Source organism: Curtobacterium sp. MCLR17_034 (assembly GCF_003234485.1).
Classification (GTDB): domain Bacteria; phylum Actinomycetota; class Actinomycetes; order Actinomycetales; family Microbacteriaceae; genus Curtobacterium; species Curtobacterium flaccumfaciens.
This window is the reverse complement of the sequence record NZ_QKTH01000025.1, coordinates 22,344-40,462: the sequence shown is the minus strand read 5'-3', so window position 1 is coordinate 40,462 and position 18,119 is coordinate 22,344. Positions and strand designations below refer to the sequence as shown.

General features: G+C 71.7%; 14 protein-coding genes. 3 read left to right on the top strand and 11 right to left on the bottom strand.

Annotation, left to right across the window (positions count from 1 at the left end; translation table 11 throughout):
• Nucleotides 1-297: 297 nt before the first annotated feature.
• Nucleotides 298-1,248 (bottom strand): hypothetical protein, encoded by a 951-nt coding sequence (locus DEI98_RS17390; protein WP_110864480.1) that lies wholly within the window; start codon nt 1,246-1,248, stop codon nt 298-300.
• 125 nt (nt 1,249-1,373) lie between these two features.
• On the opposite strand from DEI98_RS17390, the gene DEI98_RS17385 reads away from it, so the two are divergent.
• Together DEI98_RS17385 and DEI98_RS17380 are read left to right on the top strand one after the other, a co-directional pair.
• The gene (locus tag DEI98_RS17385) at nt 1,374-1,796 is read left to right on the top strand and encodes a DUF3054 domain-containing protein (RefSeq protein ID WP_258367055.1); all 423 of its coding nucleotides are present in this window, start codon (nt 1,374-1,376) and stop codon (nt 1,794-1,796) included.
• On the top strand, nt 1,793-2,806 hold the full coding sequence (locus DEI98_RS17380) for a LacI family DNA-binding transcriptional regulator (RefSeq protein WP_111101458.1): 1,014 nt from the start codon (nt 1,793-1,795) through the stop codon (nt 2,804-2,806). Before DEI98_RS17385 ends, DEI98_RS17380 begins: the two co-directional genes overlap by 4 nt.
• A gap of 326 nt (nt 2,807-3,132) precedes the next feature.
• Here the strand turns inward: DEI98_RS17380 and DEI98_RS17375 are convergent, their stop codons facing one another.
• Together DEI98_RS17375 and DEI98_RS17370 are read right to left on the bottom strand one after the other, a co-directional pair.
• On the bottom strand, nt 3,133-3,786 hold the full coding sequence (locus tag DEI98_RS17375) for a hypothetical protein (RefSeq protein ID WP_017886998.1): 654 nt from the start codon (nt 3,784-3,786) through the stop codon (nt 3,133-3,135).
• 70 nt (nt 3,787-3,856) lie between these two features.
• Nucleotides 3,857-4,825 (bottom strand): DUF3097 domain-containing protein, encoded by a 969-nt coding sequence (locus tag DEI98_RS17370; protein ID WP_111101457.1) that lies wholly within the window; start codon nt 4,823-4,825, stop codon nt 3,857-3,859.
• 80 nt (nt 4,826-4,905) lie between these two features.
• On the opposite strand from DEI98_RS17370, the gene DEI98_RS17365 reads away from it, so the two are divergent.
• The gene (locus tag DEI98_RS17365; protein WP_111101456.1) at nt 4,906-5,955 is read left to right on the top strand and encodes a zinc-dependent alcohol dehydrogenase family protein; all 1,050 of its coding nucleotides are present in this window, start codon (nt 4,906-4,908) and stop codon (nt 5,953-5,955) included.
• A 108-nt stretch (nt 5,956-6,063) separates the two neighbouring features.
• Here the strand turns inward: DEI98_RS17365 and DEI98_RS17360 are convergent, their stop codons facing one another.
• The 8 genes from DEI98_RS17360 to ligA form a co-directional block, all read right to left on the bottom strand.
• Nucleotides 6,064-6,786 carry a methyltransferase domain-containing protein gene (locus DEI98_RS17360; protein ID WP_111101455.1) on the bottom strand — a complete coding sequence of 241 codons (723 nt, stop codon included), beginning with the start codon at nt 6,784-6,786 and terminating at the stop codon, nt 6,064-6,066.
• Complete coding sequence (locus DEI98_RS17355; RefSeq protein ID WP_111101454.1) at nt 6,783-7,970, bottom strand: type III polyketide synthase; 1,188 nt, start codon at nt 7,968-7,970, stop codon at nt 6,783-6,785. The genes DEI98_RS17360 and DEI98_RS17355 overlap by 4 nt, the downstream gene beginning before the upstream one ends.
• A 109-nt stretch (nt 7,971-8,079) precedes the next feature.
• Entirely contained in the window at nt 8,080-9,585 is a 1,506-nt protein-coding gene (gene gatB / locus DEI98_RS17350) for an Asp-tRNA(Asn)/Glu-tRNA(Gln) amidotransferase subunit GatB (protein WP_035807593.1), read from the bottom strand.
• Complete coding sequence (gene gatA, locus DEI98_RS17345) at nt 9,585-11,132, bottom strand: Asp-tRNA(Asn)/Glu-tRNA(Gln) amidotransferase subunit GatA (RefSeq protein ID WP_111022649.1); 1,548 nt, start codon at nt 11,130-11,132, stop codon at nt 9,585-9,587. The genes gatB and gatA overlap by 1 nt, the downstream gene beginning before the upstream one ends.
• An 11-nt stretch (nt 11,133-11,143) precedes the next feature.
• Nucleotides 11,144-11,443 carry an Asp-tRNA(Asn)/Glu-tRNA(Gln) amidotransferase subunit GatC gene (gatC, locus tag DEI98_RS17340; RefSeq protein ID WP_017887005.1) on the bottom strand — a complete coding sequence of 100 codons (300 nt, stop codon included), beginning with the start codon at nt 11,441-11,443 and terminating at the stop codon, nt 11,144-11,146.
• Nucleotides 11,444-11,581: 138 nt separating this feature from the next.
• Complete coding sequence (locus tag DEI98_RS17335; protein ID WP_111101453.1) at nt 11,582-13,906, bottom strand: transglycosylase domain-containing protein; 2,325 nt, start codon at nt 13,904-13,906, stop codon at nt 11,582-11,584.
• 260 nt (nt 13,907-14,166) lie between these two features.
• Nucleotides 14,167-15,591, bottom strand: a complete 1,425-nt coding sequence (locus DEI98_RS17330; protein ID WP_111101452.1) for an alpha/beta hydrolase — start codon at nt 15,589-15,591, stop codon at nt 14,167-14,169.
• A 186-nt stretch (nt 15,592-15,777) separates the two neighbouring features.
• Entirely contained in the window at nt 15,778-18,108 is a 2,331-nt protein-coding gene (gene ligA / locus DEI98_RS17325; protein ID WP_111101451.1) for an NAD-dependent DNA ligase LigA, read from the bottom strand.
• Nucleotides 18,109-18,119 lie beyond the last annotated feature (11 nt).

Sequence of the window (18,119 nt, the reverse complement as noted above, 5' to 3'; positions counted from 1 at the left end):
AGATGTGTATAAGAGACAGGGGCGGCGGGCGCGGGCGCGGTGCTGCGCGTCCGATGCGGTGACGGCGCACGGTGCGAGTTCCGCCGCCCCGTGCGAGGTTGACCGCTTCGTGCCCGGTTACAACCCTGCACGGAGCGGGCTGCTCGCCCCCGACCGGCGAAGGATGCACGGTGCGCGGCCCCGTTCGCTGCCGACGACCCCGCACCGAGCAGCCAGGTCGACGGTGGGCGACGAACCGCGCACCGTGCGCACCGGCAAGAGGCCGAACAAACTCGCACGGTGCGTGGCTGACACTCCTCAGCGCGACATGCGGACTCCGGCCTGGCGGAGCTTCGCGCGGAAGACCCACTCGTTGCGCAGGTCCGACCAGGTGAGCCGCACCACGGTTCGTACCTCGGGGAACGTGCGGAGTCGGTCTTCTCGGATCTTCTCGTCGAACAGCGCTTCCTCCGGCGTCCGTCCCCGCAGGTACGCACTGCTCCGGTACTTCACGGCTCCGTCGAACTCGACCACGACCCCGGCGTCCGGGAACCAGAAGTCCACGACGATGTCCGGCTCGCCGGGCGCTCGGAAGCGGTGCTGGAGGACCGGCGGTGGTGTCCCGAACTGGTCGAACCGCGCTCGTGCGTACGACTCCCCCGGTGAGTCCGATGCGGCATCGGCGAACCCGATCGCCCGGAGCGCGCGACGTCGTCCCTTCTGCCCGCGCCGCTCGATCGCCGACCGGACGTCTTCGCGCTCGACCTCGCGACGGAGGAGCGCATCGAGGGACACGACTGCGTCGGTGAACGGCAGTGTGAGTGCGAGGTCGGTCGCCAGCCGATCGAGTCCGCACAACAGCAACCCGTCGGGCGTGGCGACCGGACGCTCGTTCCGTTCGGCGTCGAGGTCGGCGTGCACCACGAAGGTCGCGTTCGTGGTGCGCCGGTCGGCACCGCGTGAGGTCACGTGGATCCGTGTCGGTGGTGGGGTGAGCAGGGGCACACCGAAGACGACGGCGGCGGAGACGTGTGAGATCAGGTCTCCGGGGCGGATCCGGTCGGCGAACGAGCGCAGCCGGACGTGGTGCTGCTCACTTGGGCGGAGCGCGGCCCATCCCGCAGACTCCGCGTACAGTCCGCGTGCTACCCGTGTGAGCTCGCCCGCAGCGGCCCGACGTCTGATGACATCGGACTCGTCGGGGCGCTGGGCGGAGGTTCGGAACGTGAGGACTTCGGGGACCGGTGCGAGCTTGAGGTTCATCGACATACTCGTGATGCTCCGGATCCTCCGCCTTCAGAGCAGCACCGCATGGGAGTGCTGTGGAGGACCAGCCCCGTCGACCACCTTGTGGAGGAATGAGCGAGCAGCCCGGGGCCTGCGAGAATGAGCGGGTGAACGCACGCACCTGGGGTTGGCTCGCAGCCGTCATCGACGTCGTCCTCATCGTCGTCTTCGCGCTCATCGGGCGCTCGTCGCACGGTGAGGCCAACACGGCGCTGGCGCTCTGGACCACCGCCTACCCGTTCCTGGCCGGTTGGGCGATCGGGTACGTGACGAGCGGTGCCTGGGCTCGACCGCTGCGCTTCTGGCCGACCGGTGTCGTGGTCTGGGTCCTCACGGTCTTCGTCGGTCTGGCCATCCGCGTCGCCACCGGGCAGGGGGACGTCGACGGCAACCCGCTGCCGATCTCGTTCGTCATCGTCGCGACCATCGTGCTCGGGGTGTTCCTGCTCGGCTGGCGCGCGATCGCCCGCGGTGTGCTCCGGTTCACCGCGTCGCGGTCGCGACGGGACGCCGCAGCGTCCGACGCGTGAACGGCAGCCGCGGTTCCCAACCGACGATCCTCGACGTCGCCGCACGTGCGGGGGTCTCGAAGTCGGCGGTGAGCCGGGTGCTCTCCGGGACCGGACGGTTCTCGGACGAGACCCGCGAGCGCGTCGAACGCGCGGCAGCCGAGCTCGGGTACGTCGCGAACGCGATGGCTCGCGGGCTGGTCAGCGGGCGGACGAACACGATCGGGATGCTCGTCCGGGATGCATCGTCGATGGTCTACACCGCACTGCACGCCGTGATGGAGCGCCGCGCATCGGAGCTCGGCTACCGCGTCGTCACCACGACGGGCGTCGGTCGGGTCGAGGACGAGAAGTCCGCCCTCGCCGCACTCGTGTCCATGCGCGTCGACGGGCTCGTCGTGTGCAGCGGCCTGATGCCGTCCGCCGACATCGCCGAGTTCGCGCCCCGCATCGCCACCGTCGTCGCGGGTCGGCCCGAGCTGCACCCGGCGCTCTCGAGCGTCTACTGCGACGAGGTCGACGGTGGGGCTTCCATCGCGGACGCCGTCGCCGATGCCGGCCACACCACGGCCGTGGTGTTCACCGTCCCGCTCGACAACGCGATCACGCAGCACGCGCGATCGTCGGCGATGCTCGAGCGGCTCCGAGCACGAGGCGTCCGGGTGATCGACATCGACGCGAGCTTCGTGCGGCCACCCGACGACCTCGCCGCCGACCTGGTGGACGCCGTGCAGGAGTCGGGCGTGACCGCGGTGATGTGCCCGACCGACCGGCTCATGCTCGACGTGTGCGAGGCGCTCGCCCGCCGCGGTGTCGAGGTCCCGCACGACCTCTCAGTCACCGGGTTCGACGGCGTCTACCCGCTGGCGAGCGACTGGATCGGCTTCACGACACTCGAGCAACCGATCGAGCGCATCGGCCGCGAGGCCATCGACCTCGTCATCGGCCGCATCGACGACCCCACGCGCCCGGTCGAGCACCGCTCACTGCGCGGCACCGTGATCCCCGGCCGCACCCTGCTCCCCCGCTGACGCCGATCCCCTGACCCGCCGACCCGCCGACCTCGCACGGTGCGCGTCGACTCAACCCGTGCAGGCTCCGGGCCTGGCGCACGGTGCGAGGTCGCTCAAACCGCGCACGATTCGTGATGCCGTGCGAGGCTCGAGAAGCACGCACGGTGCGAGGTCCGTCGAGCGGTGCCACCGTGGTGGCTCGGAGCGGCGCTACAAGCGTGCACCAAGCGGTCAACCTCGCACGGGCCGACACAGACAGCACCGTGCGGCTTCGACCCACGGCCGCAGCCACAACCGCACCCACAACCGCACACGCGCACCCGCACCCGCGCAGCTGCCCGCGCCTAGAACAACCCGCTGCGCGGCCCGTCCTCGGGCCCGTCGAACCCGCGGAACATGTCCGACACCAGCGCCTCGATCTGCGGCTCCACCAGGCGTTCGACCGCCTCGGCGATCCGCGGCCGGTGGTCGATGAGCGCCAGGCACACCGCGGTACCGGTCGACCGCGCACACTCGTCGGACAGCGCGATCTCGTGCCGGAGCGCAGCCTTCGCCTCGTCGGACAGCGGCTCGCGCGGCGTCTGCTCCCCCGCACCGGTGCCGGCCAGCTCGCCGAGGGTGAACAGGAACGGCGACCCCGGCGACGGCTCGGGGTCCACGTCGAGGCCCTGGAACTCCGGCGACAACCCCTCGGCCGGCTGGTACCCCGCGTGCCGCTTCCGGGCCGCCGCCCGCTCCAGTTCGCGCTGCAGCAGCGGCAGGTTCTTCGCCGTGTAGTCGTCGACGGCGTCCTCGACGATGGTCGAGATCCGCCCGATCAGCGCGTGCTGGACGGCGTGCGGCACGTCGGGTCCGAACCCCGCGGCCGCGGCGATCGGGGACCCGGTGCACTTCCGGCAGATGCGCGTGCGCGGGCGGGCGGTCCCGATCTGCCAGCGCGGCAGCCAGCGCAGCCACAGGTCGACCGCGCCCCGCACGCGACCGTCGATGCCGTCCATCCCTCAACAGTAGGCCTGGAGGCGCGGATCACCCCCGGCACACCGCGCCGGTCGGGCAATCCGCCGGTTCTCAGGCCTGTGGTTCCGTCACGAAGTCGATCAGCTCCTCGACACGGCCGAGCAGCTCCGGCTCGAGGTCGGCGAAGGTGCGCACCTGCCCGAGGATCCGCTGCCATGCCCTGGCGATGTCTGCCTGCTCGGCGTGCGGCCAGCCGAGCGCCTGGCAGATGCCCGCCTTCCACTCGATCGAGCGCGGGATCGTCGGCCACGCCCGCAGCCCGACCCGAGCAGGCTTCACCGACTGCCAGACGTCGACGAACGGGTGCCCGACGACGAGCACGTGCGCGCCCCACTTGCCACGCATCACGGCGTCGGCGAAGCGGGACTCCTTCGACCCGGGCACCAGGTGGTCGACCAGGACCCCGACCCGGCGCTCCCGCGTCGGCTGGAACTCGTCGAGCACGGCGGCCAGGTTGTCGACGCCGGAGAGTTCCTCGACCACGACGCCCTCGACGCGCAGGTCGGCGCCCCAGACCTTCTCGACGAGTTCCGCGTCGTGCTTGCCCTCGACCATGATGCGGCTGGGGAGCGCCACCCGAGCACGCTGCGACTCCACGGCGAACGATCCGGACGCGGTGCGGAGGCGACCGCCGTCGGACGCCTGCCGCACGGCGGGCGCGCCCCCGGGCCTCCAGTCCGCATGGACGGAACCGACGGAACCAGCGGTACCCGCACGGCCAGCGGAACCAGCAGCACCAGCGCCCCCGGCCGACCGCCCGACCGGCGCCGACGGCCGCCCCAGCGTCACCAGCTCACCCTCGAGCAGGAACTGCCCGGTGAAGGGGAAGGAGCGCGTGCGGCCCTTCCAGTCCTCGAGCGCGATGTTGCCCGCCTCGAGCCCCACCACGGCACCGGCCCACCCGGAGTCCGGGTCCTCGAGCACCATGTCCCGTTCGAGCGGCACCTGCCGCACCTTCTTCACCCCGCGCGAGCGCCAGTCCCCCGAGAGCACATCGCCGCCGTACCGGTCGTCGTCCACCCGCACGAGGGTACTGTCGACGACGGCCCGGACGACGTCGACCGCGCCGGTTCCCCATCATCTCGACGGAAGGCCCGCCCGTGCGCGCAGCGATCATCCACGCCCCGAACGACATCCGCGTCGAGGAGCGCGACCGACCCGGGCTCCTGTCCGGCAAGGACGTCGTCGTCAAGGTCCTCGCGGCCTGTGTCTGCGGATCGGACCTCTGGCCCTACCGCGGCGTCACCGAGACGAAGCAGCCCCGGCCGATCGGGCACGAGCTCGTCGGCGAGGTCGTCGCCGTCGGTGACGACGTCACCGGCCTGCACGAAGGCGACTTCGTCATCTCCCCCTTCACCATGAACGACGGCACCTGCCAGGCCTGCCGCAACGGCATGACCACCGGCTGCGACCACCTGTCCGGGTTCGGCAGCACGGACGCGTACGGCGACCCCGTCGGCGGCGCACAGGCCGAGTACGTGCGGATCCCGGACGCCGACGCCACGCTCGTCGCGGTCCCCGGCCCGGTCGACCCGACCCTGGTGCCGTCGCTGCTCACCCTGTCCGACGTCTTCTCGACCGGCCACCACGCCGCCGTGTCGGCAGCGGTCGGCCCCGGCAAGACCGTCGTCGTGGTCGGCGACGGCGCGGTCGGCCTGTCCGCCGTGCTCGCCTCGAAGCGGCTCGGTGCGGACCGCATCATCGCGATGAGCCGGCACGCCGACCGTCAGGCGCTCGCTCGCGAGTTCGGTGCCACCGACATCGTGGCGGAGCGCGGCGACGAGGGAGTCGCGGCGGTCCGCGCGCTGCTCGGCGGCGACCTGGCCGACTGCGCCGTGGAGGCCGTCGGCACCGAGGAGAGCATGGACCAGGCGCTGCACTCGGTCCGCCCCGGCGGCAACGTCGGTTTCGTCGGGGTCCCGCACGGGGTGCCGACCATCGGCACGCGCTACCTGTTCGACACGAACATCGCCATCGCGGGCGGCATGGCCCCGGCCCGGAAGTACATCCCCGAGCTGCTCCCCGACGTGCTGTCCGGCGCGATCGACCCCGGTCGCGTCTTCGACCTCGAACTGCCGCTCGACGAGGCCGCCGAGGCCTACCGCGCGATGGACGAGCGCCGGGCCATCAAGGTGCTGCTGCGCCCGTAGCGGCGCGCGTCGTGGACGCACCGGCAGACGGACGGGAGGCCCGTGGCGGCGTCGCCACGGGCCTCCCGTCCGTCGTCTGGTCGAGTCGACAACCGGCGGCCCGCCCGCTCACGCGTCGCGGATCGCCAACACCCGGTGCGGCGCGGCCGCCTCGGCCCGCCACCCGCCGGGCAGCACGTCGCGGAGTTCGGGCACCGTGAAGCTCCGGCGGATCGACCGCAGGCCGTCGACGCGGATGAACGTCCCCGCCGCCACGAGCGGTGACGCCAGCGCGTACGCCCGGTAGGCCGCCGGCGACCGACGGATGTCCGAGTGCAGGCTGCGCCCGCTCGCGAGCAGTTCGGAGTCAGCCAGGAACCCCCGCCGTTCCTCGTCGCCCAGGTGGTGCAGCACGTGGTTCGACACGACGACGTCGAACCGCTCACCCGCCGCGACGAGGTCACGGCTCGACTGCTGCCGGAACGTCACGCCGGTCGGGGACGACCGCCGTGCCGCGGCGATGGCACGTTCGTCCGGGTCGACCCCGACGACCTCGAGGTCGAATCCGTCGCTCGCCGCCCAGCGCACCAGCGAGCGGGCCAGGTCGCCGCCGCCGCACCCCAGGTCGAGCACCCGGCCGCGGCCGCTGGCAGGCAGGGCCGGCACGACGTGGGACCGCCAGGCCGCGCGCCAGCCGCTCACGAGCGCATTCACGACGGCGAAGCGCCGGAAGGTGCGCGCGAGCGCACGCGGGTCGCAGTCCGGGTCGTCCATCAGTTCGGTCAGGTCGAGCGCGCGGGTGCGCAGGTCGACGGCCGGGAGGCCCGTGGTGCCGCCGCCCTGACGGCTCACGCCGCGCCCGTGGTCGCGACGGGCACGCGGGCGGGTGCGACAGTGGGTTCTGCCGCGGGTTCCGCCGCGGGCGACTTCGCGGGTTCTGCCGCGGGCGACGCCTCGGTCTGCACCGCGGTGAGCCGCGCGCTCTCGACGGTGAGGCCGGGGCCGAAGGCGAGCGCGACGACGGCGCTGCCGTCCTCGAGGCCGGCGTCGACGGCGTCCCGCAGCACGAAGAGCACGGTGGCGCTCGACATGTTCCCGTGTTCGCGCAGCACCCGCCGGCTCGACTCCATGGCGCTGTCGGGCAGGCCGAGCGACTCCTGCGTGCGGTCGAGGATGGCCCGGCCGCCCGGGTGCACCGCCCACACCGGCACGTCCGACGCCGGCCCGCCGTCGAGAAGCGGTTGCACGGCGCTCGGGACGTGCAGGCCGACGAGCTTCGGCACGGCGGTGGACAGGACCATCTCGAAGCCCTCGTCCCCGATGTTCCACGCCATCTCGGACGCCCCTTCGGGCACCACGGCCGTCGTGAAGTCGTCGAAGCGCAGACCGGCTCCGTCGCGGGCGACCACCGCGGCGGCCGCACCGTCGCCGAAGACGCTGTTCGCGACGATCTGGTCGGGGTCGTTCGAGGCGCGGACGTGCAGGGTGCAGAGTTCGCCGCAGACCACGAGCACGACGGCGTCCGGGTCCTGGTCGACGAACGCCGCGGCGATCCGGAGCGCGGGGAACGCGGCGCAGCACCCCATGAAGCCGATGTGGTGCCGGAAGACGCCACCGGGGAGCCCGAGCTGCTCGACGACGTCGATGTCGGGCCCGGGCTGCGTGAACCCGGTGCACGACACGGTCACCAGGTGTGTGACGGCCTCCGGCGCGATGCCGGCACGTTCCACGGCGTCGCGGGCGGCGGCGACGAACAGCGGCGGTGCGAGTTCGCGGTACCGGTCGTTGCGCGAACCGGTGGACGGCGAGCGCAGGGTGCCGTCGTCGTCACGGAACGCACCACCGGCACGCGCGGAGTCGAGTTCCTCGAGGACGGTGTGCCGCTGGTCGACCGCAGACCCGTCGAACGCGGCGGGGACGAGCCGTTTGCCGAGCCGCCCGAGGTCGGGTTGGGCGGAGAACAGGTCACGCACCCGGGGCTGGTCGAGGGTCGTCTCGGGGACGGCGGTTCCGATGGCGCGGATCGTTGCGGACACGACTCATCCTGTCACCCGATCGCTGACGTGTCCCCAGGATGCCCACGGCGACCGGGACCCACGGAGGGCACGGCACCGACCGGTGCCGTGCCCTCCGTGGTGGGACTGCCTACGACTGCTGTGCGCGCTCCAGCACGAGTTCCCGCACGCGGGCGGCGTCGGCCTGGCCCTTCATGGCTTTCATGACCGCACCGATGATCGCGCCGGCTGCCTGGACCTTGCCGTCCTGGATCTTCGCCAGCACGTCGGGCTGCGCCGCGAGTGCTTCGTCGACCGCGGCCGTCAGGGCGGAGTCGTCCGAGACGACCTTGAGCCCACGGGCCTCGACGACCTGCGCCGGCGAGCCCTCGCCCGCGATGACACCCTCGAGCACCTGGCGTGCCAGGCGGTCGGTCAGGTCGCCGGACTCGACGAGCGCGATGACCTCGGCGACGTGCTTCGGCGACACCAGGTCACCGGGGGCGGCGTCCTGCGCGTTGGCGACGCGGCTGATCTCGCCGGTCCACCACTTGCGGGCAGCCTGGGGTGCGGCGCCGGCGGCGACGGTGCCCTCGACCTCGTCGAGCAGCCCGCCGTTCACGACGTCCTGGAACTCCAGGTCGGCGAAGCCCCAGTCACCCTTCAGGCGACGGCGGCGTGCGACGGGGGCCTCGGGCAGCGAGGCACGGAGCTCCGCGATGACGGCGGGGTCCGGCACGACGGGCAGCAGGTCGGGCTCCGGGAAGTACCGGTAGTCGTCGGCGTCCGACTTCGGTCGACCGGCCGACGTACGACCGGTGTCCTCGTGCCAGTGGCGGGTCTCCTGCGTGATCGTGCCACCGGCGGCGAGGATCGCGGCCTGACGCTGGATCTCGTAGCGGATCGCACGCTCGACGGCGCGGAACGAGTTGACGTTCTTGGTCTCGGTGCGGGTGCCGAGCTTCTCCTGCCCGCGAGGGCGCAGCGAGATGTTCGCGTCGCACCGCAGGTTGCCGCGCTCCATGCGGGCTTCGGAGACACCGAGCGCCCGGACGAGGTCGCGGATGACCTGCACGTAGGCGGCTCCGAGCTCGGGGGCACGGTGCTCAGCGCCGAAGATCGGCTTCGTGACGATCTCGACCAGGGGCACACCGGCGCGGTTGTAGTCGACGAGCGAGTACTCGGCGCCCTGGATCCGGCCGGTGGCACCACCGACGTGCGTCAGCTTGCCGGCGTCCTCTTCCATGTGGGCGCGCTCGATCGGGATGTTGTAGATCGTCCCGTCGGCGAGCTCGACCTCGACCTCGCCCTCGTAGGCGATGGGCTCGTCGTACTGCGAGACCTGGTAGTTCTTCGGGTTGTCCGGGTAGAAGTAGTTCTTCCGGGCGAACCGCGAGGACTCGGCGATCGAGCAGCCGAGCGCGAGCCCGAGCTGGATCGAGTACCGCACGGCCTGTGCGTTCACGACCGGCAGCGACCCGGGCAGCCCGAGGTCGACCGGGGTGACGTTCGTGTTGGGTTCGCCGCCGAAGAAGTTCGGGGCGTCCGAGAACATCTTGGTCTTCGTCGCGAGTTCGACGTGGACCTCGAAGCCGAGCACCGGCTCGTAGCGCTCGAGCGCCTCGTCGAAGTCCATCAGCGCGTCCTTCTGCGCCATCAGATCACACCTTCCTGCGCAGCGGACTGCTGACTCTGGTCGAGGTCCGGGACGGACGCGATGAGCGGCGCGCCCCACTGCTGTTCGAGCAGACGCTCGAGGGCGGCACCGTAGCGGTACAGCCGGGCGTCCTCACGCTGGGGCGCCATCAGCTGCACACCGACGGGCAGGCCGTCCTCGGGCGCGAGGCCGTTCGGGATGCTCATGCCGGGAACGCCGGCGAGGTTCGCCGGGATCGTGGTGAGGTCGTTGAGGTACATCGCCAGCGGGTCGTCGATGCGCTCACCGATCGGGAACGCGGTCGTCGGGGCCGACGGGCTGACGAGCAGGTCGACCTGCTCGAAGGCGGCCTGGAAGTCCCGCTGCACGAGCGTGCGGACCTTCTGCGCCGAGCCGTAGTAGGCGTCGTAGTAGCCGGCGCTCAGGGCGTAGGTGCCGAGGATGATGCGCCGCTTGACCTCGGGCCCGAAGCCGGCTTCACGCGTGGCGGCCATGACGTCCTCGACGGTGGCACCGTTCTCGGGTGTGACCCGGAGGCCGAAGCGCACCGAGTCGAACTTGGCGAGGTTCGACGATGCCTCGGCCGGGAGGATCAGGTAGTACGCGCTGATCGCGTACGCGAACGACGGGGCGTCGATCTCGACGACGACCGCGCCGGCCGACTCGAGCAGCGCGACCGTCTCCTGGAAGCGCTGGGTGACCCCGGCCTGGAACCCGTCGCCCCCGGCGAGTTCCTTCACCACGCCGACGCGCAGGCCGCGGAGGGTGTCCGCCTGCAGCCCTTCGCGTGCGGCGGCGGCCATCGAGGGCCAGGCGTCCGGGATGGACGTGGAGTCCTTCGGGTCGTGCCCGCCGATGACGTCGTGCAGGAGCGCGGCGTCGAGGACGGTGCGGGACACCGGGCCGATCTGGTCGAGGCTGGACGCCAGGGCGATGGCGCCGTAGCGGCTCACCCCGCCGTAGGTCGGCTTCACACCGACCGTGCCCGTCACCGCACCCGGCTGACGGATGGAGCCACCCGTGTCCGAACCGAGGGCGAAGGGTGCTTCGTGCGCGGCGACCGCAGCGGCCGAACCACCGCCGGACCCGCCGGGGATCCGGTCGAGGTCCCACGGGTTGCGAGTCGGCCCGTAGGCCGAGAACTCGGTGGTCGAGCCCATCGCGAACTCGTCCATGTTGGTCTTGCCGAGCGGCACGAGGCCGGCGGCGCGGAGCTTCGCGACGGGGGTGGCGTCGTACGGCGGCACCCAGCCCTCGAGGATCTTGGACCCGGCGGTCGTGGGCATGTCCTGCGTGCACAGGACGTCCTTGACGGCGATCGGCACACCGGCGAGCGGTCCGAGGTCGTCGCCCGCGGCGCGGCGGGAGTCGATCGACTTCGCCACGGCCAGGGCGTTCTGGTTGACGTGCAGGAACGCGTGCACGTCGCCGTCGACGGCGGCGATCCGGTCGAGGTGGGCCTGGGTGGCCTCGACGCTCGAGACGTCGCGCGCCACGAGGGCGTCGGCGAGCGCCGCGGCGCTCAGCTTCGTGATGTCGTCAGTCACTGTTCTTCGCCCTACTGTTCTTCGCCGAGGATGGCGGTCACGCGGAACCGTTCGCCGTCGGAGTCGGGCGCCCCGGAGAGCGCCTGCTCCTGCGTCAGCGTCGTGCCGACCACGTCGGGTCGGGTGACGTTGCCGAGCGGCACGGGGTGGCTCGTCGCCGGGACGTCGTCGGTCGCGACCTCGGCGACCTTGGCGACGCTCTCGACGATGTGCGACAGCTCCCCGGTCAGCTTCTCGATCTCGTCGGGCGTGAGTGCGATACGTGCGAGGTTCGCCAGGTGTGCGACCTGCTCGCTCGTGATGTCAGGCATGGTGCTCCGTCGATCGGTTCGTGGAATGCCCCACAGTCTATTGGCTGCGTCGAGCGCGCAGGCGCGGCTGTGGACAACCCCTTGGAGGCCCGGTGCCGGTCCGCCGGACCGGCACCGGGCCTCCAGGGGGTCAGACGGTCACTTCCCGTTCTGGTCCCCCGCCGCCGGTGCCGCCGGGGCCACCGTGGCGGCGGGCGCCGGCGCAGCCGGGGCAGCGGGTGCAGCCGGAGCAGCCGTCGGCGTCGTCTGGTCGTCCTGCGCAGTCCCCTGCCCGGACGAAGTCCCCGACGACGACGACGAAGACGAAGACGACGATGACGACGACTTGCTCGCCTGCCCGATCATCGCCTGGCTCGGCGCCGGCAGCGCTCCCCCGCCGACGGTCTGGTCGAGGTACGCCATCATCGACTTCCCGACCCCGAACTTCGCGCTGTACCCGGTGGTGCCCTGCAGGAACGGCCAGTTCGCCAGGCTCACGCTCCCCTGCACGTTGCCGACCCAGGTGGCGTTCGTGTACTTCGTCGACGACGCGACCAGCCAGTTCTGCACGTCGCCGTCGGTGGTGCCGGTCTTCGCGAACTTCGCCACGCTGTCCCCAGGGTTCGCGCTCGCGGCCGTCCCCGACCCGGACAGCACGCCCTGCAGCGCGTAGTCGACCGTGCCCGCGACGTCCGCCGAGACGCCCTGCGTGCAGGACGACGGCGTCGGGGTGATCTTCGTGCCGTCCGCCTCGGTCACCGAGTCGATCGCGGTGGGCGTGCACACGATGCCGCCGTTGGCGAAGCCCGCGTAGGCCTCGGCCAGGTCGATCGGCGACAGCTCGTTCACGCCGAGGATCGACGACGGCGTCTGCGTCAGGTCACCGCCGTCGGCGCGGTGGATGCCCATCGACTGCGCGAGCTGGGCGATCTTGCACAGGTCGAGCTGCTTGCCCATCTGGGCGTACGCCGTGTTGATCGACTCGACCGTCGCCGCCTCGACCGACATCGACGACGGCACGCTCTCGGCGTTGGCGACGTTCCAGGTGCCACCCGCGACGTTCTGGCAGCTGTTGGTGAACTCGGCGTTCGCGAACTGGTGCTCCGAGGTGGTGACCGAGTCGGACAGGGTGTGCCCGCTGGCGAGCCACTCAGCCAGGGTGAACACCTTGTAGGTCGAGCCGGTCTGGAACCCACCGGAGTTGCCGTACGCGGAGTCGGCGCTGTAGTTCACCGCCGTGGCCCCGGCCGCGGCGTTGTCCCCCTGCGTGTACGTGGTGTTCTGGACCATCGACATGATCCGGCCGGTGCCGGGCTCCACGGTGACGTTCGAGCCACCGACGTCCACGCCGGCCATCGTGGCCGGCACGTAGGTGGACAGGGCGGACTGTGCCTGGCCCTGCAGGTCGAGGTCGAGCGAGGTGTGGATCTGCAGGCCCTTGGTGTCGAGTGTGGCGATGCGTGCCGCCGCGGTCTTGCCGAACGCGGGGTCCTGCAGCACCTGGTCGCGGACGTAGTCGCAGAAGTACCCGGCGTCGTAGTGCGTCGCGGCGGTCGAGCACCCGTTGGCGGTCTCGGTGATCTTCGGCGTGACCGGCGTCGCGATCGCCTTCGTCATCTGTGCCTTCGTGATCGACCCGTGCGCCTGCATCCGGCGGAGCACGTAGTCGCGGCGCTCCTTCGTCAGCTCGTACCCGTTGGCCTTGCCGTTGTCCTTGTCGCTCGGCACGTCGATGCGCAGGTTCGACGGGTTGTTGAGGATCGCGACGAGCGTGGCCGACTGCACGAGCGACAGGTCCTTCGCGTGCACGCCGAAGTAGTACTCGGCCCCGGCCTCGGCCCCGTAGACCCGCCCGCCGAGCCCGACGATGTTGAGGTACCCGGTCAGGATCTCGTCCTTCGAGTACTTCTTGTTCACCGCGATCGCGTACCGCATCTCCTGCAGCTTGCGCTGCGGCGTGACGCCGGCCGCGTCCTCGTAGCAGGCTTCGACCTTCTTCTCGGTGGCGGCCTGGTCCTTGCCCGTGAGCTCCTCGCACTGCTGCACCAGGACGTTCTTGACGTACTGCTGCGTGATGCTCGAGCCGCCCTGCACGTCCCCGCCGACGACGGTCGCGGCGACCCCGCGGAGCGTTCCGAGCACGTCGATGCCGCCCTCGTCGTAGTAGCGCGGGTCCTCGGTGTCGATCGCCGCCTGCTTGAGCGAGTCCGCCATCTGGTCGGCCGTCACGTTCGTGCGGTTCTCGGCGTAGAACGAGGCGATCTTGACCTGCTTCCCGCCCTGCTCCGCGTACACGGACGACACCTGCTGCGGGGTCTGCACGTCGAGGTAGGTCGGCAGGTCCTCGAAGAACGAGACCGCCCCGGACGTCCCCTCACCCGCGACGGCGACCGCCGGGGTCACCGCGACGGCGACGAGCATGCCGGCGAGCACGGACATCACCACGAACATCAGGAGAGCACCAGGCCATCGCACCACACGCATGACGGCACCGTAGGCAGCAGGGCTGTACTGGTTCTGCCCTGGAACGAGTGCAGGCTGCGGTCGCGCTCAGGTTGCCACCCAGGCGGTTCCGAGGACGCGTCGCGATCCGCGCGGGCGCACCGATCCGGCCGGGAGGCCCGCAACGACTCCGCCACGTCGGACGCCGGTCACGATCGGGTCACGTCCACCGCGTCGCCACGACCGGTGGGTCCGCCGGGTCGGTCAGGGCCGGCCGCCCACCGTCCGTCGGTCACGGCCGGTCAGTCACGGGGCTGCAGGTCCTGCGGGCGCACGAGGTACATGTCCGGCGAGGCGCCGACGATGCCGTCACCACCCGACTTGCCGCGTCGGACCTGCTCGCGCACCAGGTCGCCGCGGCCGATGCCGATCAGGGCGACGTCGTGCAGCGATGCCGTGCCCGGCTTGAGGTAGTCGTTGTGGCCCACGGGGCGGCGGAACACGTCACCGGCCGACAGCGCATCGGCGCCCCCGGCCAGGTCGAGCACGGTCGACCCGAACGACGCCCCGCCCGGGTCGGTGCCGAAGTACCCGGAGCCCGCGATGGGGTCGCTGTGCGCACCGCCGACGAAGACCTGCCCGGTGGCGACGGCGAGGTCGTCCGCCGTCCGGACGTCGCTGCCCGGCGACCCGAGCACGGTCAGGGTGTCGGCGGTCATCCGCCCCGACGCCAGGGCCGTCATCGCCGTGGTCGACCCGTACGAGTGCGCGACGATGTTCACGCGCGGTTGGTCGCCCGCCCGGATCACGCGAAGCCCTGCGACGGTCCGTTCGAGCCGCTCGGCCCCGGTCCGTGCGAGCCCGAGCGACAGGATGTTGGACAGGTCCGGCGTGCGGTACCCCATCCACGCGACGACGGCGGCTCCCGACCCGTTGCCCGCGGCGGCGAGCGGCGCCAGGGTGGCCTGCTCACGGGACAGGTCGTTGGCGGTGTTCGTGAAGTCGGTCATCTGCCCGGTGACCGTGAAGAACATGCCCGGCACCACGACGGTGACGTCGGCCGCGGTGTCGAGGTCGCCGATGCTGATCGCGGCACGGCCCGACCCCCGGGTGTCGAGCGCCACCAGGAAGCGCCGCGGGTCGCCGGGTTGCTGCACCAGGGAGTCCCGGACCTGCCCGAGCATCGCGGCCCGGGCTGCTCCGAGGTCGGCGTCGGCGAGGGCGGACGTCAGCGTCGCGCGGTTGGCCTGGTCACGGACCGCGTACGGCACGCCCTCGAGGTTCCCGACCAGGGCGGGCGCGTGCACGAGGAGGCGGTCCTGCTCGTCGGCGGGCAGGTGCGACCACCACTGCGCGACGGTCTGCGCGGGCGGCGGGTCGTCCTGCACCGTCGCCACGACGCCGCGGTCGGTGGCCGCGCTCCGCAGGTCTGCGGCACCGAGCGCACCGAGGTCCTCGACGAAGGCGCGTCCGTGCGCGGCGGCGAGGTCGTCGACCCGCACCGCTGTCGTGGACGACGTCGCTGCAGCCAGCGGTGCCGCCACGGGAGCCGACGCCGACGCCGACGCCGACGCCGACGCCGACGAGAGCACGTCGTCGACCGGGACGATGCGGGTCGTGGCGGTGCTGGCGACCGTGACCTGGTGCGCCGGGGGCATGCCTGGGGCCTCGATCACTCCGAGCGAGTGCACCGAGGCGGTGAGCAGAGCCGCAGCGATGAGCAGCATTCGGGTCTCCCCCGGGAAGGCCGTCCCGACGTCCCCCTGCAGACGACGGGTGATGCTCGGTCGAGTCTATGGAGATGTCCGCGGATCATCCATGCGCGATGCAACTTGTCCCCCGAACTGGGCGCGTTCGACGGCGCGCCGCGCTCAGCGGATGCGACCGGGCGTGCTGTGTGCCCCGGTCGGTCCTCAGTCCTCGGTCGTGGGCGCTTCCGGTTCGGCGAGCGCCGCGGGCCCCTCGGTCACGAGCAGGTGGAACTGCTCGGCGTCGATGATCCGGACGCCCAGCTGCTCGGCCTTCGTGAGCTTCGAACCGGCACCCGGACCGGCCGCCACGAAGTCGGTCTTCTTGCTCACGCTCGAGGCAGCCTTGCCACCGGCGGTGATGATCGCCTCCAGCGCACCTTCGCGCGTGTAGCCCTCGAGTGACCCGGTCGCGACGACGGTGACGCCGCTCAGCACGCCGCCCTCGACGTCGGCGCTGCCCGGGCCGGGGTGGCCCGGGGTGGTGAACTGCACGCCGGCCGTGGTCCAGCGGTCGATGATCTCGCGGTGCCAGTCGACATCGAACCAGGCGAGCAGGGCGTCGGCGATGATCCCGCCGACCCCGTCGACGGCGGCGAGGTCCTCGCGCGATGCCGACCGGATCGCGTCGAGGGACCCGAAGTGGTTCGCCAGGGCCCGGGCGGCGACGGGTCCGACGTGGCGGATGCTCAGGCCGACCAGGATCCGCCACAGGGGCTTCGACTTCGCCGCGTCGATGTTCGCGAGCATCTCGAACGCGTTCTTCGACGGGTAGCGGCTCGGCTCACCGGTGTAGTCGGCGCCGCGTGCCTCGGGGTCGAACGGCGGGTCGGTCTTCTTGCGCGCCCGACTGAACGGCGTGACGCGCTTCGGGGTGCCGTCGTCGTCGACCTTCTCCATGCCGGTCTCGGCGTCGCGGACGATGACCTCGATCGGGACGATGTCCTGCATCGTCAGGTCGAACAGTCCGGCCTCGGTGACGAGCGGCGGGGTCTCCGGGCGACGGGGCTGCGTGAGCGCCGCGGCCGCGACCTCGCCGAGCCCCTCGATGTCGAGCGACCCGCGCGAAGCGATGTGCTCGACCCGACCGCGCACCTGCGCCGGGCAGCTCTTCGCGTTCGGGCAGCGCAGGTCGATGTCGCCTTCCTTCGCGGGGGCGAGCTCGGTGCCGCACTCGGGGCAGTTGGTCGGCATCACGAACTCGCGCTCGGAGCCGTCACGGAGCTCGACCACCGGGCCGAGCACCTCGGGGATGACGTCGCCGGCCTTCCGCAGCACGACCGTGTCGCCGATCAGCACGCCCTTCGCCTTGACGACCTGCTGGTTGTGCAGCGTGGCCTGGCGGACGACGGACCCGGCGACCTCGGCCGGGGCCATCACCGCGAACGGGGTGGCACGGCCCGTGCGGCCGACGCTGACCACGATGTCGGTGAGCGTCGTGTGCACTTCTTCGGGCGGGTACTTGTAGGCGATCGCCCACCGCGGCGCCCGTGACGTCGACCCGAGTTCCTCGTGCAGGGCGAGGTCGTCGACCTTCACGACGACGCCGTCGATCTGGTGTTCGACCGACGAACGGCGCTCCCCCGTGGTCCGGACGAAGCCGTTGACCTCGTCGATGGTGTCGAACACCCGGTAGTGGCTGCTCGTCGGGAGGCCCCAGGTCTGCAGCAGCTCGTACACCTCGGACTGGCTGCGGACGTCGGTGCCCTGCTCGAGTTCACGGACGGGCCACGCCCCGATGCCGTGCACGAGCATCCGCAGACGCCGCAGCCGGTCGACCATCAGTGCCCGCTTCGCCTCGGACTTGCCCTCTTCCTTCTGGCGGAGGGACCCGGCGGCGGCGTTGCGCGGGTTGGCGAACACGCGCTCCCCCGCCTCGCGCTGGTTGGCGTTGAGCTCGTCGAACTCGGCGACCGGGAAGAAGATCTCGCCCCGGACCTCGACCAGGGGCGGGTGACCGGTGCCGGACAGGCGGTCCGGGATCGTGCCCATCGTGCGGACGTTGCCGGTGACGTCCTCGCCGACCACGCCGTCACCGCGGGTGGCGGCGGAGACGAGCCGACCGTGCTCGTACCGCAGGTTGATGGCCAGGCCGTCGATCTTCAGCTCGGTCAGGAACCGCACCCGCTCGGCACCGGCGTCCCGCTGCACCTTGAGGGCCCACTCGGTGAGCTCGTCGGGGCTGAAGACGTTGTCGAGCGAGAGCATGCGCTCGGCGTGCTCGACCGGTGCGAACTGCGTCGTCTGCGCCTGCCCGCCCACGGTCTGCGTGGGGCTGTCGGGCGTCAGGAGTTCCGGGAACCGCCGCTCGATCGCGTCGAGGCGGTGCACCAGGGCGTCGTAGTCGGCGTCCGACAGGGGCGAGGCGTTGCCCTCGTAGTAGTCATGCCGTAGCTCGGTGACGCGGGCGCGCAACCGGTCGACCTCGCGCGCGGCCTGGGCGGCGTCGAGCCCGTCGGGGTCGATGGTCTCGAACGTCGCGTCGGTCTCGCTCATGGCATCAGTTC